The following is a 24,714-nucleotide window of genomic DNA, read 5'->3' as shown; positions in this document are numbered from 1 at the left end:
CAATTTTTTTCAATGATAAAAATTTTTATTTATAAATCGACGTATCTTTGTTATTTTAATTAATATATGATAGAATTACCTGCAGATTTTAACAAAGAATTGTTAAAGAAATTCCCACATCAACCAACAATAAAACAAAAAGAACTTTTAAATTTACTAAGCAGTTTTATTTTCAACAAAGATAAAAATGCTCTTTTTTTGCTTAAAGGATATGCAGGAACAGGTAAAACAACTACAATTGGTACTTTTGTAAATTCTTTACGGGCGGCAGGCAAAAAAGCAGTATTACTTGCACCAACTGGTAGAGCTGCTAAAGTTATTTCTCTTTATTCTAAGAAACCAGCTTTTACAATTCATAAGAAAATATATTTTCCTAAAAAACAATCAAACGGTTCTGTGGCTTTTGTTTTGCAACCTAATAAACATAAACATACTATTTTTATTGTTGATGAAGCTTCGATGATACCGGATAGCAGACAGAACCAAAAGTTATTTGATACAAGTTCACTTCTAGACGATTTAATATCTTATGTGTATTCTGGTGATAATTGTAAACTTATTTTTATTGGTGATACCGCACAATTACCTCCGGTTAAATTAGATGTTTCACCTGCTTTAGAACAAGATACTCTAACATACGATTTTGACAAGCAAGTAACAGAAATAGAATTAGACGAGGTTATGCGTCAACACGAAAATTCGGAATTTTAGCAAACGCAACATCTTTAAGATTGTTGTTAAGAAACGAGGATGATAATTTTCAGTTTGATTTAGATTTTGTAGACATAAAAAGGTTAGAAGATGGTTATGATATTGAAGATGCTATTGTTACTTCTTATGAAAGTAGCGGAGTAGAAGATACTGCTTTTATTGTACGTTCTAACAAAAGGGCAAACCAATACAATCAACAAATAAGATATAATATTAGAGGTCAAGAAAACGAAATTTCTGCTGGAGATTATATAATGATTGTTAAGAATAATTATTATTGGTTGCCAGATTCTTCTAAAGCAGGTTTTATTGCAAACGGAGATATTTGCGAAGTTTTAAAAATTTTTTCTATTAAAGAATTATACGGATTTAAGTTTGCGGAAGTAGAAATTAGAATGATTGATTATCCGGATATGCATCCTTTTGAAACGGTGTTGTTGTTGGATACACTTGTAAGTGAAAGTCCGTCTTTAACTTATGATGAATCTAATAAATTGTATCAAGCGGTTTTAGAAGATTATGCTCATGAAAAATCGAAATACAAGCAATTTATGTCTGTAAAAAAGAATAAGTATTTTAATGCGCTACAAGTTAAATTTTCTTATGCGATGACATGCCATAAATCTCAAGGAGGTCAGTGGAAAACTGTTTTTATAGAACAACCATATTTACCAGATGGAGTTTCTAAAGAATATTTTAGATGGCTTTACACGGCAATTACCGGAGCACAAGAAAAATTATATCTTATTGGTTTTAAAGACGAATTTTTTATTGAATAATTTATTTAATAAGGTAATTAATGTTTATTGAACCGTATTTGTGGCCATTATCAAATTTTAATCCTTTAGATTTATTTGTGTTATAATTAAACGTATAACCAAAATTAAATCTGTTCGCAGTAAATTTAAAACCAGCTTCAATTCTAAAAACAACAGGAACAAGTTCGTTTGTAATCTCGCTACCGTTATTTAAAAAACTCCCTTCTAGAGTGGCGTCATAAAAAGCATATCTTATGGTTGGTTTTATAAAAATAAAAGCTTCTGATTCTCTGTAGAAAGAAGAGTTTTTATTATTTAAGTTTGTGTTAAAAGCTATAGAATTTGCAAAATCTTGTAAAGGTTTAAAACCTATTCTTGTAAATAATCCTGTAGAAATATTTGTATAAACTGTACCTAATTTTGCAGAATTTACCCAAGTTAGATCTAGATGATTGCTTTCATCTTTACTAATAAACCTATTATAATCAGTATTAAAATTTAAACCTAGTGCGCTTTTAATCTGATATTTCCAACCTTGGCCCTCTTCAAAACCATACATGTTATGAATAAAATTTTGCATTTCCATAGCGTATGCATCAGGACCAATAATACCTAATTGAAAGGTAGTTTTAAAGTTTTGTTTGTTTTTATAAATTCTATTGATACTAAATGCACCAAATAAATAACCAGCAAATGGTCTATCATGCTCGTCGATGTTTTTTGTGTTTGCTTTGGCAGGTGTAAACATTTCGTGACCAATTTGCCATTCAATAATTTTTTTATCTAAAGAAGTATTGGTTTTCTTAGAAAGATATTTAAAAGATAAAAACATACCGTTGGTATAATATCTATCATCATAAGTAGATGTGTATAAATCGTTATCTGTAATAAAACTAATTTCCTTAGAATATTTCTCTTGAGAAAAGCAAATAATAGAGCAAAATAAGAATAAAAAAAGTACTTTCTTTTTCATAGAAAACAAATATAGAACAACTTGTTTAAATTCATATTTATTTAACTTTATTTAGAAAAAAAGTAATATTTTTAATCTTCGAAAAATTATATATGAGTACAAGCAAAAATTTTACTTCAGAAGACTTTGAAAACCTAAAAAGTAACGAAGACCTTTTAGAACTTATTAAAGAAAAAAGTAGTTTATACAAAAAAGTACTTAAAACTCATGTTTATACAGAAGAACTACGTCTTTTACAAATAGAATTGGTAAAATTACAACGTTGGATTTCTAAGGAAAATAAACGTGTTGCTATTATTTTTGAAGGTAGAGATGCTGCAGGAAAAGGAGGAAATATTAGACGATTTATGGAACATTTAAATCCGAGATCGAGTAGGTTAGTAGCTTTAAATAAACCAACAGAAGTAGAAAAAGGACAATGGTATTTTCAAAGATATATTAAAGAATTACCCAACCCTGGTGAAATCGTTTTTTTTGATAGAAGTTGGTATAATAGAGCTGTTGTAGAGCCTGTAATGGGGTTTTGTACAGACAAACAATATAAAGAGTTTTTGGTTCAGGTGCCGGAGTTTGAACATATGATGTATGAAGATGGCGTAATAATTATAAAATTTTGGTTGTCTATAACTAAAGATGAACAACTTAAAAGGTTTGAAGAACGTAAAGAAAATCCTTTAAAAAGATGGAAATTCAGTCCGGTAGATAAACAAGGACAAGCTTTGTGGGATAAATACACGCATTATAAGTCGGAAATGTTTTCTAAAACGCATACAGCATATAGCCCTTGGATGATGATTAAAACCAACGATAAGCAAGTTGCAAGATTAGAAGCCATAAGACACGTTATTTCTCAGTTCGATTATGAAGGAAAAACTTCAAAAATATCTCTAACTCCGGACCCAAATGTTGTAATGCGTTATTACAGGTCTAATACCAATATAGATTAAGACTATGGATAAAAAACTTACACAAAAGCAATTAAATAAGTTAACAACTAAAAAAGGTTTTCTAGCTCTTTTATCTAAAGATCCGTTAAGTACAGAGAAGAGTTTACGTTATGTAGATTATCAGAAAAAGTTAAAAAAATTACAGGTAGAATTAATTCGTTTGCAAACGTGGGCAATTAATAATAACGAACGTATTATAATTGTTTTTCAAGGAAGAGATGCTGCCGGAAAAGGAGGTGCTATTCGAAGATTAACAGAACGAATAAACCCAAGACATATGCGAATTGTGGCTTTACCTAAACCCACAGAAGATGAAAAAACGCAATGGTATTTTCAACGCTACGTAGAACAATTACCTAAAGCTGGTGAAATTGTTTTTTTTGATAGAAGTTGGTATAATAGGGCTGTTGTAGAACCTGTAAACGGATTCTGTACTGCAGAAGAGTACGAGATTTTTATGAATCAGGTAAACGATTTTGAAAAAATGATTTTAGAATCTGGAATTCATTTGGTTAAAATTTATATGTCTATTTCTAAAAAAGAACAAGCTAAACGATTTGCAGACATTAAAAGCAATCCATTAAAACAATGGAAAATGACCAAGTTAGACGAGAAAGCTCAATTACTATGGGATCAATATACTGTTTATAAAAAGGCGATGTTTCAAAGAACCAATACAGCAATTTCTCCTTGGAAAGTTATTAGAGCAAATAGAAAAACAGAAGCGAGAATTAACGTTATTAATCACGTTCTTAACAGTATTCCTTATGATAAAGATTTAGAAATTTAAAGACTAAAATTTTTAATAGCATTAAATAAATAATATACTTCTGCAGCAATTTCTTCATTAGTTTCTAAATATGTTTTAGTTTGCTCAGAAGTTCCGTCAGAAAATTTCGGATCTACAAAGGGTAAATGAAACCTTTCTACTGCAGTTGGTATAAACGGACAATTTTTATCAGCATCATTACAAGTTGTTATCACAAAATAGGGTTCTTTATTAATTTCGTGATCGTAACGTTTAGAAAAGCCTAATATTGATTTTTTACAACCTAGAAAAGAGATTAAATATTTCGGATTTTGATGAGAGAAATCTTTTACATTAAAATCGAAACCAGCAGATTGTAATGTTTTTACAGAGTTTCTGTTAAAAGATGTAACTTCTGTTCCACCGGAAAAAGCATTGATATTTAATGTAAAGTAATTAGCAGCAAAATAAGACCAAATTTGTGCTATTTGACTTCTTCTAGAATTATGTGTACAAATAAAATTTATGTTTGCAGCACCATTATCAATATAAAACTTTGCAATTTTTTCAGAAATCTTAGTAAGTATTTCTTTTCTCTCATCTTGAAGTATAATTTTTTTGAAGAGAGTTTAAAGAAGTTTTCTGTAGAAACGGCAAAAGTTTTAGACATATGCTTATTTTTGTAGTAAAGTTAGTAGCTTATATCTTTAAATTAATTAAAATAATGTTAAGAAAGGGTTTAGAAATTGGTAATACTGTTGCAGTTTTAGACGATGTTTTAAAAGGAAAAGTGGTTGCAATTGATAACAACTTAATTTCTATAGAATCTTTAGATGGCATGCTTTTTAAATTTGATGAAAAAGAATTGGTTAAGATTGAAGTAGAGCAACATGAGTTGTCTAAATTTTCTGATATAAATAATAACTTTTTAAAAGAAAAAACTACAGAGGTTAAGAAGAAAAACAGTTTTTTTAAGAAACAAAAGCAAGAATTTTTAATGGAAATAGATTTGCATATTAACAAGCTAACTAAATCTGTAAAAGGTTTAGATAACTACGATATGTTAAATTTACAGTTAGATACTGCAAAAAGAAAATTAGAATTTGCAATTCATAAAAGAATTTCTAAAATTGTTTTTATACACGGAGTAGGCGAAGGGGTTTTAAAATCTGAACTGCATTCACTTTTAAATAAATACCCAGTTAAATATTACGATGCTTCATATAAACAATATGGTTTAGGTGCCACAGAGGTTTATATTTTTCAAAACTCAATCTAATAAAAAAATTAGTATGAATGCTATTTATTTAGACAATGCAGCTACCACGCAAATGCATCCGGAAGTTATAGAAGTTATGCAAAACTCTATGGCAACAAATTTTGGTAATCCATCTTCAATTCATCAATTTGGTAGAAAAGCAAAATCGAGTGTAGAAACTGCTAGAAAAAATATTGCGAAGCAATTTCATGTGTCTGCCGCAGAAATAATTTTTACGTCAAGTGGTACAGAAGCAGATAATTTAATATTAAATAATGCTGTTTTAAATTTAGGTGTTACTAGAATTATAACCTCTAAGATAGAGCATCACGCTGTTTTAAATACATGTAAATTTCTAAGTGAAAAATATGATATTTCATTAGAATTTGTTCTTGTTAAAGATAATGGAGATATCGATTTAGAGCATTTAGAAACGCTTTTAAAATCATCAGAAGAAAAAACATTAGTTAGTTTAATGATGATTAATAATGAAATAGGAAATGTATTACCCATAAAAAAGGTTGCTGATTTATGTAAAAGTCATAATTCACTTTTTCATTCGGATACTGTGCAAGCGATTGGTAATTATAAACTAGAGTTATCTGATATTAATATTGATTTTCTTGTAGGAAGTGCTCATAAATTTCATGGACCAAAAGGCGTAGGATTTGCTTTTTTTAGAAAAGGATTTGGTATAACGCCAATGATGCATGGAGGAGAACAAGAAAAAGGTGCTAGATCTAGTACAGAAAATGTACATGCTATTTTGGGAATGGAAAAAGCATTAAATATTTCTTACGCAACAATTGAAAAGAATAAAAATTATATCGAAACTCTAAAGGTTTATTTTATTTCTGAATTAAAAAAATATCAAAAGAAATAAAGTTTAATGGTAATTCAAGTAATTTAGATAGTAGTAGTGCTACTATTTTAAGTGTTCGTTTTCCTGTTAAAAACGATATGCTTTTATTTAGTTTAGATTTATTAGGAATTGCTGTTTCGGTGGTAGTGCTTGCCGAGTGGAAGTAATAAAGGTTCGCACGTACTTTCTGAAATTTTATTTGACGGTGAAGAAGATAAAACTTCTGTCCGATTTTCATTCTCTAGAAATAATACAATTGAAGAATTAGATTTTGCAATTACTAAAATTAAAGACTTTATAAAGTAAAAAAAGAGAATCTTTAAGATTCTCTTTTTAATAAAAAAACACTAGTTGATTAGTATTTTTTGGAAACATCACCTCTATTCGTTTTAATCTTTATAATGTAAATTGCTTTAGACAGATTTTTTACATCTAAGGTTTTCTTGTTTTCATTGTTCAAACTCCAAGTATTTATTTCTTGACCTAGTATAGAGTATAAATTAACTTTACTCATTTCTAAGCCGTTTAACAATTCGATATTAATGTTTTTATCTGTTTTGTTGTAAAATATATTAAAGTCGTTTGTTAGAATATTGTCTTCTGTACTTAATACAACACTTTCTTTAAAAGCTAAGAAAAATCTATCAGTATATTCTCCTTTAGGTAAATTAAACTTTACTTTACCTTCTTTTAAATTGTATGTTTTGTTTTCTAATTTATCTAAAATGTATAAATCAGAATTATCAAAGTTGATTTCATCTATTTCAAGACTAATTTCATCATCTTGACCAATTATTATTTCTAAAGGAACTTCTAGATCTTCAGTAATATTTTGAATTCCTGTAATTGCATATTTTTCATTATTATCAGAGAATTTCCAATAGAAATCTGTATTATTTACATCAAACGTAAAACTATCATAACCTTTATCATATTTAAAAGAGTTATTGTATTTAAAAGATATACCAATTTGTCTGTGCAATTCAGTACCAGTTTGTCCTGTGTAATTCATTCCTAATTTTAGAATAGGTAATTGTTTTCTAGTAGCAGTTACTTTCTTTTTATGTTTAATGTTAGATTTAAAAAATGTAGACTGCGCTCCTTCAACAATATTTTCTCTTTGGCTGTTGTTAAAAACAATTGGTCCTCCGTCTTGGTCTCCACTTATAAAGAAACCTTGTCCTACAGCAATGTATTCTAAAGGTTCGCTATATGCAGAATTTGCATTTAAACCAGCGGTTGGTTGGCAAGTAATTTCTCCGTCATCGTCTTTTAAATTAATACTATCAATATATAAATTAAAAATACTTAAAGATTCTATTGTAAAATCGCTATTCACCTGAATACAATCTGTAATTGTAAAATCGGTATAAACAGTAGAAGCAGGTAATGTGTATTCTGTAGTGTTTGTTTCGTTAATTTTAACTCTTATTAAGGCAGGTGTATTAGATTTATAATTAATTGTTAAACCATCAACAGCTCTTGATAACCTATTAAATTCTACATATTCATTTAAAGCATTTAATAAAACTACATTATTTCCTCCATCATTTGTTGCAGTTCCTGTAGTAGTAGCATCAATAGCCTCCATATTAAAATCAAAAGGACCTGAAATTGAAGGTGCATTTGCAGCTAGTCCCATCGCCAAATTCTTTGTTGCATAACCACCAATATAACCATTAAAAGAATGTCCGGCTTGTGTAGTTGATGCATCTTCTTCACCAGCGTGTTGCCAAAAATATAAGGTACTTGTTGTTGAGTCTTCGTTATCTTCTAAAAATTTTGTTGAGCTTATTGCAGAAGGATAAGGATTACCAACTAAATAAGATTGATTTCCGCCAACAGCAGTATTTAAATTACCATCGTTTGGTGTACCGGTAAATGTATAATTTTGTTGTGTTCCAGGTCCTTTTAAAGTAAATCCATCTGTAACAGGTATAGATCCTGTACTTTTTTTCTGACTCCAACTAGACCTTTTCCCATCTGCACTAGCATAAGTATAAATCCAATATTCTGAAATTTTAATTGGACTAGAAACTTCACCATCATAACCACCTACAAAGTTTATATCTACAATATTTGATGTAGCAGAAGTAGCAGATGTTCCGTCTTTTAAAACATCAGCAATAGTAAAAGATGTTCCTCCAACCGGAGAACTCATATAATTGTATCTAAATTTACTTGGCGTAGGCGAGTTTTGATCTATTAATAATTTTCCGGCACCAGTTACTTTAGAAGCAGTTTCATGAGTTTGTATTAATTGAGAATTTCCAATCAATCTAATTTCACTATTTGCATTACCTAATGTTATATCTTCAGATACAACTAATAGGTTATTATCTATAGACAATTTATTACCAGAATTAACGGTTAATTGTCTTGCCTTTAAAATTCCTGAATGAGTATAATCTTGATTTATAACAACTCTTCTAGTTCTATCAGGATAACCGTTAGACCAAGTACCACCTGTCAAAATTGTAGGATTTACTCTGTGTACACCTAATCTTAAGTTAGATTCTGTATTTGCAGACGCAATTTCAGATATTACAGGATCATGAGGATGTCTTTCTGGACCACCTAAATCTTTTTCTCTATAAGGATCTAAATCTTCATTAACATAAACAATCCATTCTGTATTTGTAAAATCTTTATTTGTAGAAAGAACTTCATCACTTCTTACATAGATTTTATCATTTTCAAGATTAATTGCGCTTTCGTACCTGTTTTTCCAATCATTTAAACCTGTAGCGATACTTTTTGGATGAGATAAAACTAAAATATCGTTCTCACCAATGATAGAAGTAATTCCGTCATTAGTAATACCGGTGTAACCTGAAGTTGTATTGTTAATTATAATAGACTCTCCGGGAGCAAGTGCTGTTGGAACAGTAAATAAACTATTAGGTATTACAGAAGTTTGTGGACCTGTTTTGTTTTCAAATAAAGACAATTCGATAGTGTTTGCTAAAATACTATTTGTAGGATGTATGTTTGTGATTTCTATAACTCTACTAGTACCTTCTAAATAAAATTGAGTAATCATTGGCGTACCCGAAAGATGTGTATCTCTATAATCTACATCTCCAATAGTAGTTGCATCGTTATCAATATCTGGTAGTGTATTTGGATCATCAATACTTGCATTTACATCTAAATAGTCATCTGCAGGATATAAAGAATTATCCAATCCGTTTTCTCCAACAGTGCCATTTGTAACTCCGTCATTATCTGTATCGATAGTATAACCAACTTCAAATGTATCAAAAAGTGAGTCGTTATCAGAATCTAAATCTGTAAAGTCGGCATTGTCAATTCCGTCTGTATTTACAGGTATCAATCCTGTTCCGTAAGCTGTATCTAAACCATTAACTGTATAAACATAATTTGGTGCTATATAGTCTAAAGTAGTTTGAGCTTCGATGTTGTCCGGTATTCCATCGTTATCAGAATCAATATCTCTTTCGTTTGGTATGCCATCTCCATCAACATCTAAACCATCAGATAGACAGCTAATATCCTCTGTACTATAAACAAAGTTATCCATACCATGTAAATCAACAAAAGACCCGAAACAGTACCATTTAAAACTTTATGAACAATAGAAACTTCGCTAACTTTTGTAGATGATATAAAACCAATTGTAGATTCTATATTTTGACCAACAACCATGGTTCCTCTACTAATATTATTTCCGTCAAAAATATTAACAGTTGCAATTGCATCATCACCAATAAAACCACTTTCGAAATAAGCGATTAGTTTTGAGTCAGCAAAAACTTCATATCGGACTAAAAGATCTGCTGGATCTTGAGTTGTATCTAAAATATCTACTAAATCGAAACTAAATGCATGTACAGCTGTATTAAAGTCGATATCTATTGAATATACTTCACCAACAGTTAAATTAATTGAAGGTTTAATATAAAGTGCATCTCCGAAGTTCCTGATCTAAATGAAGCTCCGGTAGTTTCTCTAAATTCATTTCTACGACCTGTTGTATTTGCGTTTGTAGTATATGATAAAGACCCATTTGCAAATGTAGCAGCACTAGAAGCTGCATTATCTTCACCACCAACTGCAGAGAATACAAAGTCATTTGCATTATTTAAAACGGTTAGGTTTAAACCTTTTGCATAGGCTCCTTTTTCAAAACCAGATTCTTTATATCCGTTACCATTATTTGCATTTCCACCAATAACATACATGTCATAACCTTCGTCTGAGTATTTTATTCTATCAGATTCCGGTTCTGCAGCACCAGCAATTATACAGCTTTCATCTACATTTAATATTCCATCGTTATCTAAATCTACGTCGATGTCATCTGCATAACCGTCTCCATCTGTATCCTTTGAACCAATAGAAAATATAGCAGAAATAAATGTAATATCATATTTAGGATTATTAACATTTAAGATACTTCCCTGATTGATATTGTAATTTCCAACGGCCTCACCTGCATCTCTATCTAAAGAACCAACTAAGGTATCACCACTATCTAAAGCACCTGAAGTTATTTGATATGTAAATACAGGATCTGCATCACCAAACTCTTTAGAACTGGCATCTGCTGTAATTGTAATAGGTATTCTTGGTGCAGAACCAGTTGATGCCGTTCCAGCTACAATTACATTATCAATCGCAGCATCAGAACTCCAAAAGGTACCACCACCAACTATACCCTCAAACCTCAATACAACATTTAAACCGTCGTAAGCAGATAGGTCAGTAACATTGCTATTCCATACATTCCCTTTATTTCCTGTTTCAGAAAAAATAGGAGTAGAAAAACTTGCACCTCCGTTTGTACTTACTCTAAGATTTAAAGTTCCCATGGAGTTTGCAGCAGTAGAATACATGTGATAATCGAAACTAATTTTATTATTTGCTGTGTTAGTAAAGTCAAAAGTTCTATCTAAATATGCTTTATGACCAGTTGCTCTTGGATTTGATGCTTCTATAAATAAAAATCTAGTACCATCAGAACCACCATTTTGAGGTCCTGTTCCATTTGATGGAGTAGTGTTGTTACCGTTAGACCAATCAAATTCATCTCCATTTCCCTGAGTCCAACCACTTAAAGAGCCGTCTTCAAAACTTTGCTGAGTAACTGTAGTTCCAAATATTTCTAGTGAAATTGAGTTTATAGTTCCTCCGTCTTGGTTAGTGTCATCTGTAATAGTTAAAGTCCAATTACCGTTGGCATCTTCATCATTAAAATCTGATAATGAACCCTCTGGTCTGTATGTTCCTGCAATCGTAGTATTTGATGTAGGTAATATATTTGCAGAAGTATCGTCAAAAATTACATTATAATTATCACCATTTCCTCCATTGTCTGTACTAAGTTCTACAGTTGTTCCTGCAGGAGAAGTCAAGAAAATATCTAAATCATCATTCCATGTATGCGTTATGTCTAAAGAAACATGAATATCTGATATATTAAAATTAACCGGTACATTTATAGTTGTATTATATGTGGCTGCACCACCTGGTGTTTGGGCAATTGTAGTATTTGGTGTTACTGTAAAGGTTGCAGATGTCTGTGCATTACTATACAATGAAATAAATAGCAATAATATAAATGGCATAGATAGCCAATTACTTTTAGATTTAGGGGTCATAAAGTATTATTTTAGGGGTTAATAAAGTGGTTTTATGCACTTTAATAGTTTACAAATATATTGTTTTTTTTAGATACCAATTTGATGTAAAAAAAACCGAAACTTTGATGTTTCGGTTTTTAAATTTATAAAGAATTTATTTTCTTTTTTGTTGTGCTTGCTGTTCTTGCGCTTGTTTCATAGCTTCGTCTATTCTTTGTCTAAACTTGCTTTTTTCTTTTCTCGGACGTTTTTTATTTTCTTCTATTTTAGCATGAATTTTTTCTTCATCAATTACAAAGTTTTTAATTACTAACATGATTGCAATTGTTAAAAGGTTTGATATAAAGTAATACAAACTTAAACTACTTGCATAATTGTTAAAGAAAAATAGCATCATAATAGGAGAGAAGTAAATCATATACTTCATCATCTTACTCATATCCGGCATCCCTTCTTGAGTAGGTGCTTGCATATTTGCTTGCTGACTTTGATTCATTTTCATGTAAAAGAAAATTGCAACAGATGCCAATATTGGAAATAAACTTACATGATCGCCATAAAAAGGAATACTAAAAGGTAATTTGAAAACAGTATCATAAGAAGATAAATCGTTTGCCCATAAAAAGCTTTCTTGTCTTAAAGATAAATTTGTTGGGAAAAATTTAAATAAAGCGAAAAATACTGGCATTTGTAAAAGTGCAGGTATACAACCGGACATCATGCTTACTCCGGCTTTTCTTTGAATCGCCATGGTTTCTTGTTGACGCTTCATTGCATTTTCTTTACCAGGATATTTCTCGTTTAGTGCAGTTAATTCTGGTCTAATTACCTTCATTTTTGCACTTGATAAATAAGATTTGTAAACCAAAGGAGACATTATAATTCTAACAACAATTGTCATTAAAATAATAATTAATCCGTAGTTAGATAAAAATCCTTTTAAGAAATTAAATACAGGATAAAATATTGTTCTGTTTAAAAAACCGAAGACTCCCCAACCTAAATCAGAAATTTGATCTAAATCTGTATCAGCATACTTATCGCTACTTAATAAATTATAATCACTTGGTCCGTAGAACCATTTCATATTATAATTTAGTTCTCCGTTAGATAATTCTAAAGGTGTTTTTAATTCGAATTTTTTAGTAAATACAGTATCAATTTCTTCATTTAAAACTAAATCGGTAGAAGTAATTGTAGCGTTATTAAATGGCTTTTCTGATAATAAGTTAGAGGTAAAAAAGTGTTGTTTATAAGCAACCCAATCTACATCGTTTAAAATTTCTGATTTACCAGCACTAATGTCATCAACTTCATCTTCTGCCTTGTAGTAGAAGTTGGTATACATTGTATTTTCTGTCTTGATACTTTTTTCATTTCTAAATCCTTTTAAAGACCAATCTAAATTTATTGGATTAGAAGAATTTATAACATTACCCAATCCTTGAGATCGAACAGAAAAATTAACCATATAATTATCTGGTTCCATTTCATATCTATACTCTAAAAATTTTGTTTCAGAAACTTTTAGTTTCATAGAAACAATTTGATTTTCTCCGTTTTTGGTAACAGTTGGTTCAAAAAATAAATCTTTAGTATTTAAAATTCTATTGTCTGTAGTACCAAAATTAATATTGAATGATGCATTTTTTTCTTTGATTAAATATAAAGGCAAAGAATCGTAGGTTTTGTAATTCTTAACTAAAGCCTCTTTAATTTGACCTCCTTTATTATCAATAGTTAATTTAACAACCTCATTTTCTAATATAGAAACTCCGAAGTAGCATTCATTGCGCTTTGTGCAAACGCACCCAATTCATTTTTTAAAGCTATTTGCTTTAAAGAATCATTTTGATAAGCAGTTTCTTTAACCAAAGTGTTATTAGTGTTAGAAGATTCTGTTGAATTAGCCACATTTGTTTGTGTAGAATTATCAGTTTCTTCAATTGCTGGTTTTTGTGTGCTCATCCACCGAAAACGATACCACCCAATAAGATTAATCCAATAAAAGAATTTAAGTCGAATTTTTTTGTTCCATTATGTTATTTTAAATGTCAATTTGTCATTTCTACTTTACTTAAAAAAAGTAAAAGCCGACAAATGTAGCAAAACTGAATATAATTTAATAGATTTTACTACTGTTATTGTTACTATATTAAATAGTTCAAATAGTGTTCCTAAAATTAGGTTGTCATTTTATATATAAAAGAATGGTTTTCTAAATTGTAATAATTACTTTTTAGAAAACCATTTTATTATTTTTTAGATTGTTTTAAAGAAGCCTTTATAAAATCTACAAATAAAGGATGTGGCTTTAAAACGGTACTTTTATATTCTGGATGATATTGTACACCAACAAACCAATCGTGCGTTGGTATTTCTACAACTTCTACTAAACCGGTTTTTGGGTTTATACCTGTTGCTTTCATTCCGGCAGCTTCAATTTGTGCTAAATAATCATTATTAAATTCGAATCTGTGTCTGTGGCGTTCGCTAATTAATTCTGATTTGTAAGCTTTAAATATTTTAGAATCCTTTTTAAGTTCACAATCCCAAGCACCTAAACGCATTGTACCACCTTTTTCGGTAACATCTTTCCGGCTTTCCATTAAGTTGATAACTGGATGTTTTGTGCTTTTGTTCATTTCTGTAGAACTTGCATTATCTAAGCCTAAGATATTTCTAGAGTATTCGATAACTGCCATTTGCATACCTAAACAAATTCCGAAGAAAGGAATATTATTTTCTCTAGCATATTTTACAGCTCTAATTTTTCCTTCGATACCTCGATCACCAAAACCTGGTGCAACTAAAATACCATTAACACCTTGTAATTTTTTTCAGCATTTTTAGGAGTTAAGCTTTCTGAATGTACCCAACGAACTTTTACTTTTGTTTCATTAGAAGAACCAGCATGAATAAATGCTTCTGTAATCGATTTATAAGAATCGTGTAATTCTACATATTTACCAATTAAAGCAATTTCTACTTCGTGTTGCGGGTTTTTATGCTTCTGTACAAATTCATTCCAAGTTTTTAATGCAGGTTCTTTTTTAGAAGTAAGTTTTAATTTATTTAAAACTACCGTATCTAAACCTTGTTCTAGCATTAAATTTGGTACATCATAAATTGTTTCTGCATCTATAGATTGTATAACATCTTCCTTTTTAACATTACAAAATAAAGCAAGTTTACGTTTTATGTCATCAGAAATATCATGTTCTGTTCTACAAACTAAAATATCCGGACTTACACCACTTTGCATTAACATTTTTACAGAGTGTTGTGTAGGTTTTGTTTTTAATTCTCCGGCTGCAGCTAAATAAGGCACTAATGTTAAATGTATAACAATGGCATTTTCTTCGCCTTTTTCCCATAACATTTGGCGCACAGATTCTACATAAGGTAAAGATTCTATATCACCAACAGTTCCTCCAATTTCTGTAATTACAATATCAAAATCGCCTGTTTCACCTAAAAGCTGAATTCTACGTTTTATTTCATCAGTAATATGAGGAATTACTTGTACCGTTTTTCCTAGAAATTCTCCTTTACGTTCTTTATTAATTACAGATTGATAAATTCTACCTGTAGTTACATTATTAGCTTGAGAAGTTGGTATGTTTAAATAACGTTCGTAATGCCCAAGATCTAAGTCTGTTTCTGCACCATCATCTGTCACATAACATTCGCCATGTTCATAAGGGTTTAAAGTTCCTGGATCTATATTAATGTATGGATCTAATTTTTGAATAGTTACAGAAAAGCCTCTTTCTTGTAATAATTTTGCTAAAGATGCTGCTATAATTCCTTTTCCAAGGGATGAAGTTACGCCTCCTGTTACAAAAACGTATTTAGTGTTACTCATGGTGTTGTTAGGTTTAGGCAAAAGTACTAACTCTAAAAATTCTGTCAAATAAAAAAGGTAAAAACATTTATAAATTTTATATTTTTGAACCGTGAAAAAATATTTTTAATTTTTTTACAATTTGTGTTTGTCAAAAATAAAAACAGTTGTATATTTGCCCACGCTTTAAAAGAGGTGAAAATCTTTAAGCAACAGTAAAGTAATCAAGAAGATATTTAAAAATACATATAATGCCGAAAAGAACTTACCAGCCATCGAAAAGAAAGAGAAGAAACAAACACGGTTTCAGAGAAAGAATGGCTTCTGCTAATGGAAGAAAAGTTTTAGCTAGAAGAAGAGCTAAAGGAAGAAAGAAAATTTCTGTATCTTCAGAATTCAGACCAAAAAGATAATATAATGATTAACAAATGTTAATGATTTAAAGGTGTTGCTATTTTTTAGTAACACCTTTTTTTATATCTAATCATTAACTATTTTTACAAAAATAAACAACAACACAACAAATTTTTACCATGCCAAAAAGAAAAGACCTAAATTCTATTTTAATTATTGGATCTGGACCAATTGTAATTGGTCAAGCATGTGAATTCGATTATTCCGGTTCACAATCTTTAAGATCTTTAAGAGAAGATGGTATAGAAACAATCTTAATTAATTCTAACCCAGCAACAATCATGACAGATCCTTCTATGGCAGATCATGTGTACTTGTTGCCTCTTACTACTAAATCTATTATTCAAATTTTAAAAGAGCATCCTCAAATTGATGCTGTTTTGCCAACAATGGGTGGACAAACTGCATTAAATTTATGTATTGAGGCAGATGATAAAGGAATTTGGAAAGATTTTGATGTAAAATTAATTGGTGTAGATATTGATGCCATTAATGTAACAGAAGATAGAGAGCAGTTTAGAGAGTTAATGATAAAAATTGGTGTGCCAATGGCACCTCAAGCAACTGCAACTTCTTTCTTAAAAGGAAAAGAAATTGCACAAGAATTTGGTTTTCCATTAGTAATTCGTTCTTCTTACACGTTAGGTGGAGCAGGAGCTTCTATCGTTTATGATCCAGAAGATTTTGACGAATTATTAAGTAGAGGTTTAGAAGCATCACCAATACATGAGGTGATGATTGATAAAGCAATGATGGGATGGAAAGAATATGAATTAGAATTATTACGTGATAAAAATGATAATGTTGTAATTATATGTTCTATAGAAAATATGGATCCTATGGGAATTCATACAGGAGATTCTATTACGGTTGCACCAGCAATGACACTTTCTGACAAAACGTATCAGAAAATGCGTGATATGGCAATTCATATGATGCGCTCTATTGGAGATTTTGAGGGTGGTTGTAATGTACAATTCGCAGTTTCACCGAGATGAAAAAGAAGATATAATTGCCATTGAAATTAACCCAAGGGTTTCTAGATCCTCTGCATTAGCATCTAAGGCAACTGGTTATCCTATTGCAAAAGTAGCTACAAAATTAGCAATCGGTTATTCTTTAGATGAATTAGAAAACGGAATTACAAAATCTACATCAGCTTTATTTGAGCCTACATTAGATTATGTAATTGTAAAAATACCTCGTTGGAATTTTGATAAATTCGAAGGTTCTGATAGAACTTTAGGTTTACAAATGAAAGCTGTAGGTGAAGTGATGGGAATCGGACGTTCTTTTCAAGAAGCATTACACAAAGCAACTCAATCTTTAGAAATAAAGAGAAACGGTTTAGGTGCAGACGGAAAAGGATACACAGATTATAATCAAATTATAGACAAATTAACCAATGCAAGTTGGGACCGTGTATTTGCAATTTATGATGCAATTGCAATGGGAATTCCGCTAAGTAAAATTTATGATATCACAAAAATAGACATGTGGTATTTAAAACAATATGAAGAATTATTTCACTTAGAAAAAGAAATTTCTACCTATTCTATAGACACTATAGAGAGAGATTTATTGTTAGAAGCTAAACAAAAAGGTTACGGTGATAGACAAATAGCTCACATGCTAAAATGTTTAGAAAGTGAAGTTTACACGAAGAGAGAAGAATTAAAAGTACAACGTGTATTTAAATTGGTAGATACTTGTGCGGCAGAGTTTAAAGCAAAAACTCCTTATTATTACTCAACTTTCGAAAATGAAATCGAAACCGCAGAAGGAGAAATAACAATAGCTAATGAAAGTATTGTTTCTGATAAAAAGAAAATTATTGTTTTAGGTTCTGGACCAAATAGAATTGGACAAGGTATAGAGTTTGATTATTGCTGTGTTCATGGTGTTTTAGCGGTTGCAGAATGTGGTTACGAAACGATTATGATCAACTGTAATCCAGAAACAGTATCTACAGATTTTGATACTGCAGATAAATTATATTTTGAGCCTGTTTTTTGGGAGCATATTTATGACATTATCCGTCATGAAAAACCAGAAGGTGTAATTGTACAATTAGGAGGACAAACTGCATTAAAATTAGCAGAAAAGTTAACAAGCTACGGTATTAAAATTATAGGAACTTCTTTCGAAGCATTAGATATTGCAGAAGATAGAGGTAGATTTTCATCAATGTTAAAAGACAATAACATTCCTTACCCGAATTTGGTATCGCAGAAACTGCAGATGAAGCTTTAGAATTAGCAGATCAGTTAGATTTCCCTATTCTTGTAAGACCTTCTTATGTTTTAGGAGGCCAAGGGATGAAAATTGTAATTAATAAAGAAGAATTAATTAAGCATGTAGTAGATTTATTAGGAAGAATGCCAAATAATAAATTATTATTAGATCATTATTTAGATGGTGCAATAGAAGCAGAGGCAGATGCAATTTGCGATGCAGATGGTAACGTTTATATAATTGGTATTATGGAGCATATTGAGCCTTGTGGAATTCACTCGGAGATTCTAATGCAACTTTACCAGCCTTTAATTTAGGTGAATTTGTTATGCAACAAATTAAAGATCATACACATACTATTGCAAGAGAATTAAAAACAGTAGGTTTAATAAATATTCAGTTTGCAATTAAAGATGATGTTGTTTATATTATCGAAGCGAACCCTAGAGCATCTAGAACAGTTCCGTTTATTGCAAAAGCATACAAAGAACCTTATGTAAACTATGCTACAAAGGTTATGCTTGGTCATAATAAAGTAACTGATTTTGATTTTAACCCTCAATTAGAAGGTTTTGCAATTAAACAACCCGTATTTTCATTCAACAAGTTTCCTAATGTTAATAAGAAATTAGGTCCAGAAATGAAATCTACAGGAGAAAGTATTCTATTTATAGATAGTTTAAAAGATGATGATTTTTATAATTTATATTCAAGAAGAAAAATGTATTTAAGTAAATAATAATTTTTTACTTCAACTAAAACATCCAATTCTAAATGTAGAGTTGGATGTTTTTTTTATGTATAAATTATTTTTGTTTAATTTATTTAACAAAAGATTGAACATTTTAAAATCTATTTACTATTTTGTTTTCATAATTTTGATGACAATTAAAAACTAAAACACAAATTATGAAGACAAAAAAATATTATTAGCATTATCAATTGTAGGACTTTTATCTGCTTCATCATGTAAATCAGCTAAAACAGAAGAAGTAAATAATGTAAAAACAGAAGAAGTTGCAAAGGTTGAAGAAAAGGTGCAAACACCAAATATTGTTGAAGTTGCTGTAGGAAATGAAAATTTCTCTACTTTAGTAGCAGCAGTAAAAGCCGCAGATTTAGTAAGTACTTTAAGTTCAGATGGCCCTTTTACTGTATTTGCACCTACAAACGATGCTTTTGCAAAATTACCGGAAGGAACGATAGCAAATTTATTAAAAACAGAAAATAAGGCAACTTTAACTAGTATTTTGACTTACCATGTTGTTTCGGTAAATTTGATGCAGCAGCTGTTGTTGCCGCAATAAAAGCTAATAACGGTGCTTTTGAAGTAACTACTGTTCAAGGTGGTAAGTTGGTTGCATCTTTAGATGGTGAAAGTGTAATTTTAGAAGATGAAAAAGGAAACACGTCTAAAGTAATAATGGCAGATGTTGCAGCTTCTAACGGAGTAATACATGCTATTGATAGCGTTGTAATGCCTAAGTAATTACAAAGCATAGAATAAAAAAAGCTCTCAAATTTTGAGAGCTTTTTTTATTTAAAATATGTTTTTGATTTCTCCCAATAAATATCCATTTCGGTTAAAGACATTTCAGAAAGATCTTTACCAGCGTCTTTAGCAGCTTTTTCTAGAAACTGAAAACGATTGATAAATTTTTTATTAGTTTTCTCTAAAGCATTTTCAGGGTTAACATCAATAAAACGAGCGTAATTTATCATAGAAAATAAGACGTCACCAAATTCTTTTTCGGTATTTTCTTTGTTTCCTGCTTTAATCTCTTCGTTTAATTCTTCAAGTTCTTCTTGTACTTTTTCCCAAACTTGTTCGGGTTGTTCCCAATCGAAACCAACACCCGCTACTTTTTCTTGAATTCTACTTGCTTTTACAACTGCAGGTAAACTTTTAGGAACACCTTCTAAAACAGATGTATTGCCTTCTTTTAGCTTTAATTTTTCCCAATTTCTTTTTACATCTTCTTCATTATCAACTTTTACATCGCCGTAAATATGAGGATGTCTATTTATTAATTTGTCAGAAATTGTATTGGCTACATCAGCAATATCAAAAGAATTCTTTTCGCTACCTATTTTAGCATAAAAGACGATATGCAAAAGCACATCGCCTAATTCTTTTTTTATTTCTTGTAGATCGTTGTCTAAAATAGCATCTGCTAATTCATATGTTTCTTCTATGGTAAGATGCCTTAAACTTACTAATGTTTGTTTTTTATCCCACGGACACTTCTCTCGAAGATCATCCATAATATCTAACAAACGATTAAATGCGGCTAGTTGCTCTTTTCTAGAATTCATATAAATTAATTTGTAAAAATTTAGAGTTACAAATAAACAGTAACAATAAATTTAAAAATTATTCTGCGCTTTCTTCAGAAGTTTCTTCTATTTTAGAAAAATCCATACCAGCTTTAACCAAAAGGTTAAACCATTGAATTACTTTTTTAATGTTAGAAGTATACACTCTTTCTGCATCATAATCTGGTAAAACTTCAGCAAAAAATGCTTCTAGTTTTTTACCACTTTCTTTGTGAGAAATAGCTTCTTTACCTTCTGTCTTTTCGAACATCGCTTTAAAAACCTGTAGTAAAGGAATGTCTTCTTCGTAAGTATAAATTGCAATGTTTTCTAACAAACTAACATTTTGAGTCGCATTAATAGCGATACGTTTGTTGTCTGTTAAAGAAGCAACAATAATTGCGTTTTTAGATTGAGAAACTACTTGGTATAAACCTGCTTTACCTGTTACGGCTATAATTTTATTAAATTCCATGTTATATATTTTGTGTCTTTATATTAAGACTATTTACCTTTTTTTGATTTGGAAAACGCATTCTATAATCTGCTCTAATTTTTCCTTTAGAAATGTTTTCTAATTTCTTTTTGATGATTCTTTTCTTTAATGAAGAAAGTTTATCTGTAAACAATATACCTTCTATATGATCATATTCGTGTTGAAAAACTCTTGCTGCTAAACCATCTAAAGATTCTGTATGCTTTTCGAAATTTTCGTCTAAATATTCAATAGTAATATTTGGTTTTCTAATGACATCTTCTCTAACATCAGGTATACTTAAACAACCTTCATTAAAAACCCATTCTTCACCTTCTTCTTCGATAATTTTTGCGTTGATAAAAACTTTATTAAAATCTTTTAATGCAGCTCTATCTTTGTCTGATAATTCTTCATCTTCTGCAAAAGGAGATGCATCAATAACAAATAAACGTATTGCTTTGCCAATTTGAGGAGCTGCTATACCAACACCGAAGCGTTGTACATAGTTTCTTTCATATTGGTAATTAGTTTTTCTAAGTCAGGATAATCTTTAGTTATCTCTGTAGCAACTTTTCTTAAAACCGGATCTCCGTAAGCAACAATTGGTAATATCATTTATTTTTGTTTAAAAACGTTTGCAAAAATACAATTTACAATTGCTATTGACGAATTTTTGAATTGAGAATTTTTAAAATTCAATAATTTTTAAACCGATTTTAACATTTAATAAGCTAAAAGTAATTAAGAAATCGATTTTACATATTGTAAAGATAAGATTGCAGTATAATTGTAGCACTAATTTCGTCAATCATGGCTTTGTTTCTGCGCTGCTTTTTCTTCATTCCGCTATCAATCATCGTTTGAAAAGCCATTTTAGATGTAAAACGTTCGTCTATTCTTTTCTTCGGAATTTGAGGTAGTAGTTTTTCTAACTTTTTCATAAATGGTAATATTAACACTTCACTTTCGCTATCAGTATTGTCCATTTGCTTTGGTTTTCCTATTAAAATAAGTTCTACTTTTTCTTTAGAAGTATATTCTTTTAAAAAGGACAAAAGTTCATCAGTATTTATAGTTGTTAAACCAGATGCTATTATTTGTAATTCATCTGTAACAGCTATTCCTGTTCTTTTTTCCAAAATCTATTGCTAAAATTCTAGCCATTTATAATTGTTTTAGCAAAAATACGATTTTTAAACAAAGCAGAAATATCTGTTTAAAAAATGTATCTTCGCTTTCAGTTTTTACAGATACATTTATATTTGCAGAAATTATACCATTAAAATGAAAGAAATTAGAGAAATTATAGAATCAGCATGGGAAAACCGTGAATTGTTAAAAGAGCAAAGCACGATAGATACAATTAGAAAAGTTGTTGATTTATTAGATAAAGGAGAGTTAAGAGTAGCCGAACCTACAACAGATGGTTGGCAGGTAAACGAATGGGTAAAGAAAGCAGTAGTTTTATATTTCCCTATTCAGAAAATGGAAACTTTAGAAGCAGGTATTTTTGAATATCACGATAAAATTCCTTTAAAGAAAAACTTTGCAGAAAGAGGTATTAGAGTTGTACCAAATGCAGTAGCAAGACACGGTGCTTATATCTCTGCCGGAACTATTTTAATGCCAAGTTATGTAAACATTGGTGCTTATGTAGACGAAGGTACAATGGTGGATACTTGGGCAACAGTTGGCTCTTGTGCTCAAATTGGTAAAAATGTTCACTTATCTGGTGGTGTTGGTATTGGTGGTGTTTTAGAACCATTACAAGCTGCACCAGTAATTATAGAAGACGGTGCTTTTATAGGTTCTAGATGTATTGTTGTAGAAGGTGTCCATGTAGAAAAAGAAGCGGTATTAGGTGCAAACGTTGTGTTAACAATGAGCACAAAAATTATAGATGTTACAGGTGATGAACCAGTAGAGATGAAAGGTAGAGTTCCTGCACGTTCTGTTGTAATTCCTGGAAGTTATACAAAAAAGTTTGCAGCCGGAGAATTTAATGTACCTTGTGCTTTAATTATTGGAAAAAGAAAAGAAAGTACAAACAAAAAAACGTCTTTAAACGATGCGTTACGTGAATATGACGTAGCTGTTTAAGACTTAATATGCTATGACAAAAATATCGGCAATAATACCTACACTTAATGAAGAGATTCATATTGCAGATGCAATTAAATCTGTAAGTTTTGCAGACGAAATTATTGTTATAGATTCTTATAGTACAGATAAAACTTTAGAAATAGCCGAAAAGCTAAATGTAAAAATCATCAAGCGAAAGTTTGATGATTTTTCTTCTCAAAAAAACTTTGCTATTCAGCAAGCTTCCTATGATTGGATCTATATTTTAGATGCAGATGAACGTGTTACAGAAAGTGTAAAACAAGAAATTTTAAAAGCTGTTAAAAATCCGGGTAACTTTGTTGGGTTTTATGTTCGTAGAAGTTTCTATTTTGCAAATCAAAAAGTAAACTATAGTGGTTGGCAAAGAGATAAGGTAGTTCGATTATTTTTAAAAGATAAATGTCAATATAGAGGTGTAGTTCATGAAACTATTGTTTCTAAAGGTGAGTTAGGTTTTCTTAAAAATAAAATCGATCATTTTGGTTATAGAAATTATAATCATTTTATTGCTAAAATAAATCATTATTCGATTTTAAAAGCTCAAGAACTTCATAAAAAAGGTAAAAAAGTAAATGCCTTTCATTTATTAATTAAGCCAACTGCCAGGTTTTTTATACATTATGTAATCCGTTTAGGTTTTTTAGACGGATTAACGGGATTAATTTTATCAAAAATACTAGCGTATTCTGTTTTTACTAGGTATATAAAGTTATGGTTATTAAATAAAGGTATTGAAGAAAATTAATTGCTTTTATAAAAGATAATATTTCTAAAAAATCGATAATTTTTATAGGTTAAAAATGCAATTAGTTGCCAAATTGGTCTTAAAATTTCTCTTAAAATCTTTTTAACTTTCGGCATACTTTTTTGTTGAATGGTTGTGCCACCAACATTTTTATCATTACTACTAACATAACTTTTAACAGTAGTGTAAACTTTTACTTTGTGTTTAAATACATCTTGCTTTAAAACATCTATTGGTGCATAATATGTGGTTAAGTTTTTAGCTAATAATTTAGCAGCATCTTTACCTATTATTTGCCCTGTTGTTTGTAAAGCAGGTATTGCAAACTTGTTCAATAGTTCTTTGCTTTCTATAGATAAAAAACCTTTTCTACCTGCAATATCAATAAAATCTTTATTAGTGGCAGAAATTAAGATTTTTTCTAAATCATCAAAAAAATCATCAGTTAATAATGCATCATCTTCTAAAATAATTGCAAAATCTTCTTTTTGGTTGGCAACAATACTCCAAAGATCAAAATACGTTTTTGTTAATCCTATTTCACCATCGTTTAAATTCGGAAAATGAGTAAGTATATTGTGTTGTTTTTTTGCTTTTTCTAAATAAGTTTTAGGTAATTCTTTACCATAAACGGCAGGCATTCCGTTAATGGAATATTCAATTTTTTAAATTGATTTTCCATAAAATTTCTT

At 30.0% G+C, this 24,714-nt stretch carries 13 protein-coding genes and 8 pseudogenes; 10 read left to right on the top strand and 11 right to left on the bottom strand.

The window, feature by feature from the left end; translation table 11 throughout:
* Positions 1-66 precede the first annotated feature (66 nt).
* Positions 67-1,490: pseudogene (locus ACZ1HD_RS10545) on the top strand (ATP-dependent DNA helicase).
* Position 1,491: 1 nt separating this feature from the next.
* On the opposite strand, the gene ACZ1HD_RS10540 reads toward ACZ1HD_RS10545, so the two are convergent.
* Positions 1,492-2,442 (bottom strand): lipid A deacylase LpxR family protein, encoded by a 951-nt coding sequence (locus ACZ1HD_RS10540; protein ID WP_340933304.1) that lies wholly within the window; start codon positions 2,440-2,442, stop codon positions 1,492-1,494.
* A gap of 92 nt (positions 2,443-2,534) precedes the next feature.
* Here ACZ1HD_RS10540 and ppk2 (ACZ1HD_RS10535) point away from each other — a divergent pair, with 92 nt between their 5' ends.
* Positions 2,535-3,389 (top strand): polyphosphate kinase 2, encoded by an 855-nt coding sequence (gene ppk2 / locus ACZ1HD_RS10535; RefSeq protein WP_079736887.1) that lies wholly within the window; start codon positions 2,535-2,537, stop codon positions 3,387-3,389.
* A 4-nt stretch (positions 3,390-3,393) separates the two neighbouring features.
* On the top strand, positions 3,394-4,179 hold the full coding sequence (gene ppk2 / locus ACZ1HD_RS10530) for a polyphosphate kinase 2 (protein WP_077809652.1): 786 nt from the start codon (positions 3,394-3,396) through the stop codon (positions 4,177-4,179).
* On the opposite strand, the gene ACZ1HD_RS10525 is transcribed toward ppk2 (ACZ1HD_RS10530), so the two are convergent.
* Complete coding sequence (locus ACZ1HD_RS10525) at positions 4,176-4,373, bottom strand: low molecular weight phosphatase family protein (RefSeq protein ID WP_472687406.1); 198 nt, start codon at positions 4,371-4,373, stop codon at positions 4,176-4,178. The genes ppk2 (ACZ1HD_RS10530) and ACZ1HD_RS10525 overlap by 4 nt on opposite strands.
* A 488-nt stretch (positions 4,374-4,861) precedes the next feature.
* On the opposite strand from ACZ1HD_RS10525, the gene ACZ1HD_RS10520 reads away from it, so the two are divergent.
* Together ACZ1HD_RS10520 and ACZ1HD_RS10515 are read left to right on the top strand one after the other, a co-directional pair.
* Positions 4,862-5,416 (top strand): Smr/MutS family protein, encoded by a 555-nt coding sequence (locus ACZ1HD_RS10520; protein ID WP_079738947.1) that lies wholly within the window; start codon positions 4,862-4,864, stop codon positions 5,414-5,416.
* Between the two features lie 13 nt (positions 5,417-5,429).
* Positions 5,430-6,563 (top strand): annotated as a pseudogene (locus ACZ1HD_RS10515) (cysteine desulfurase family protein).
* 49 nt (positions 6,564-6,612) lie between these two features.
* On the opposite strand, the gene ACZ1HD_RS10510 reads toward ACZ1HD_RS10515, so the two are convergent.
* The 4 genes and pseudogenes from ACZ1HD_RS10510 to ACZ1HD_RS10495 form a co-directional block, all read right to left on the bottom strand.
* Entirely contained in the window at positions 6,613-9,801 is a 3,189-nt protein-coding gene (locus ACZ1HD_RS10510) for a T9SS type A sorting domain-containing protein (protein ID WP_472687405.1), read from the bottom strand.
* 355 nt (positions 9,802-10,156) lie between these two features.
* Positions 10,157-11,848: an MBG domain-containing protein gene (locus ACZ1HD_RS10505; RefSeq protein WP_472687404.1), complete on the bottom strand. Its 1,692-nt coding sequence runs from the start codon at positions 11,846-11,848 to the stop codon at positions 10,157-10,159.
* Between the two features lie 169 nt (positions 11,849-12,017).
* Positions 12,018-13,869: pseudogene (gene yidC, locus ACZ1HD_RS10500) on the bottom strand (membrane protein insertase YidC).
* A 249-nt stretch (positions 13,870-14,118) separates the two neighbouring features.
* Positions 14,119-15,731, bottom strand: a pseudogene (locus ACZ1HD_RS10495) (CTP synthase).
* A 230-nt stretch (positions 15,732-15,961) separates the two neighbouring features.
* On the opposite strand from ACZ1HD_RS10495, the gene rpmH reads away from it, so the two are divergent.
* The 3 genes and pseudogenes from rpmH (at position 15,962) to ACZ1HD_RS10480 (ending at position 19,848) form a co-directional block, all read left to right on the top strand.
* On the top strand, positions 15,962-16,123 hold the full coding sequence (gene rpmH, locus ACZ1HD_RS10490) for a 50S ribosomal protein L34 (RefSeq protein WP_077809647.1): 162 nt from the start codon (positions 15,962-15,964) through the stop codon (positions 16,121-16,123).
* A gap of 120 nt (positions 16,124-16,243) precedes the next feature.
* A pseudogene (carB, locus tag ACZ1HD_RS10485) lies at positions 16,244-19,098 on the top strand (carbamoyl-phosphate synthase large subunit).
* 184 nt (positions 19,099-19,282) lie between these two features.
* Positions 19,283-19,848 (top strand): annotated as a pseudogene (locus ACZ1HD_RS10480) (fasciclin domain-containing protein).
* Positions 19,849-19,895: 47 nt separating this feature from the next.
* Here ACZ1HD_RS10480 and mazG read toward each other — a convergent pair.
* The 4 genes and pseudogenes from mazG to ruvX form a co-directional block, all read right to left on the bottom strand.
* Positions 19,896-20,675 carry a nucleoside triphosphate pyrophosphohydrolase gene (mazG, locus tag ACZ1HD_RS10475; protein WP_472687403.1) on the bottom strand — a complete coding sequence of 260 codons (780 nt, stop codon included), beginning with the start codon at positions 20,673-20,675 and terminating at the stop codon, positions 19,896-19,898.
* A 58-nt stretch (positions 20,676-20,733) separates the two neighbouring features.
* Positions 20,734-21,150 (bottom strand): DUF5606 family protein, encoded by a 417-nt coding sequence (locus tag ACZ1HD_RS10470; RefSeq protein WP_077809643.1) that lies wholly within the window; start codon positions 21,148-21,150, stop codon positions 20,734-20,736.
* 1 nt (position 21,151) lies between these two features.
* Positions 21,152-21,768: pseudogene (gene def / locus ACZ1HD_RS10465) on the bottom strand (peptide deformylase).
* Between the two features lie 140 nt (positions 21,769-21,908).
* Positions 21,909-22,317 (bottom strand): annotated as a pseudogene (ruvX, locus tag ACZ1HD_RS10460) (Holliday junction resolvase RuvX).
* A gap of 120 nt (positions 22,318-22,437) precedes the next feature.
* Here ruvX and ACZ1HD_RS10455 point away from each other — a divergent pair.
* Together ACZ1HD_RS10455 and ACZ1HD_RS10450 are read left to right on the top strand one after the other, a co-directional pair.
* Positions 22,438-23,253, top strand: a complete 816-nt coding sequence (locus ACZ1HD_RS10455; RefSeq protein WP_077809640.1) for a 2,3,4,5-tetrahydropyridine-2,6-dicarboxylate N-succinyltransferase — start codon at positions 22,438-22,440, stop codon at positions 23,251-23,253.
* Positions 23,254-23,266: 13 nt separating this feature from the next.
* Positions 23,267-24,022 (top strand): glycosyltransferase family 2 protein, encoded by a 756-nt coding sequence (locus tag ACZ1HD_RS10450; protein WP_472687402.1) that lies wholly within the window; start codon positions 23,267-23,269, stop codon positions 24,020-24,022.
* Here ACZ1HD_RS10450 and ACZ1HD_RS10445 read toward each other — a convergent pair.
* Positions 24,019-24,663, bottom strand: a complete 645-nt coding sequence (locus ACZ1HD_RS10445) for a glycosyltransferase family 25 protein (RefSeq protein WP_472687401.1) — start codon at positions 24,661-24,663, stop codon at positions 24,019-24,021. The two genes, ACZ1HD_RS10450 and ACZ1HD_RS10445, sit on opposite strands and share 4 nt — an antisense overlap.
* Positions 24,664-24,714: the final 51 nt, after the last annotated feature.

It is taken from the genome of Polaribacter sp. HA6-7 (assembly GCF_055693625.1).
Note: the sequence above shows the minus strand (reverse complement) of the source record. Positions and strands in the feature narration are given on the sequence as shown.

What these genes read in the sequence shown, in the direction of transcription:
- ACZ1HD_RS10540 (WP_340933304.1), bottom strand. Translation starts at nt 2,442, where the DNA reads ATGAAAAAGAAAGTACTTTTTTTATTCTTATTTTGCTCTATTATTTGC.
- ppk2 (WP_079736887.1), top strand. Translation starts at nt 2,535, where the DNA reads ATGAGTACAAGCAAAAATTTTACTTCAGAAGACTTTGAAAACCTAAAA.
- ppk2 (WP_077809652.1), top strand. Translation starts at nt 3,394, where the DNA reads ATGGATAAAAAACTTACACAAAAGCAATTAAATAAGTTAACAACTAAA.
- ACZ1HD_RS10520 (WP_079738947.1), top strand. Translation starts at nt 4,862, where the DNA reads ATGTTAAGAAAGGGTTTAGAAATTGGTAATACTGTTGCAGTTTTAGAC.
- ACZ1HD_RS10510 (WP_472687405.1), bottom strand. Translation starts at nt 9,801, where the DNA reads ATGGATAACTTTGTTTATAGTACAGAGGATATTAGCTGTCTATCTGAT.
- ACZ1HD_RS10505 (WP_472687404.1), bottom strand. Translation starts at nt 11,848, where the DNA reads ATGCCATTTATATTATTGCTATTTATTTCATTGTATAGTAATGCACAG.
- rpmH (WP_077809647.1), top strand. Translation starts at nt 15,962, where the DNA reads ATGCCGAAAAGAACTTACCAGCCATCGAAAAGAAAGAGAAGAAACAAA.
- mazG (WP_472687403.1), bottom strand. Translation starts at nt 20,675, where the DNA reads ATGAATTCTAGAAAAGAGCAACTAGCCGCATTTAATCGTTTGTTAGAT.
- ACZ1HD_RS10470 (WP_077809643.1), bottom strand. Translation starts at nt 21,150, where the DNA reads ATGGAATTTAATAAAATTATAGCCGTAACAGGTAAAGCAGGTTTATAC.
- ACZ1HD_RS10455 (WP_077809640.1), top strand. Translation starts at nt 22,438, where the DNA reads ATGAAAGAAATTAGAGAAATTATAGAATCAGCATGGGAAAACCGTGAA.
- ACZ1HD_RS10450 (WP_472687402.1), top strand. Translation starts at nt 23,267, where the DNA reads ATGACAAAAATATCGGCAATAATACCTACACTTAATGAAGAGATTCAT.
- ACZ1HD_RS10445 (WP_472687401.1), bottom strand. Translation starts at nt 24,663, where the DNA reads ATGCCTGCCGTTTATGGTAAAGAATTACCTAAAACTTATTTAGAAAAA.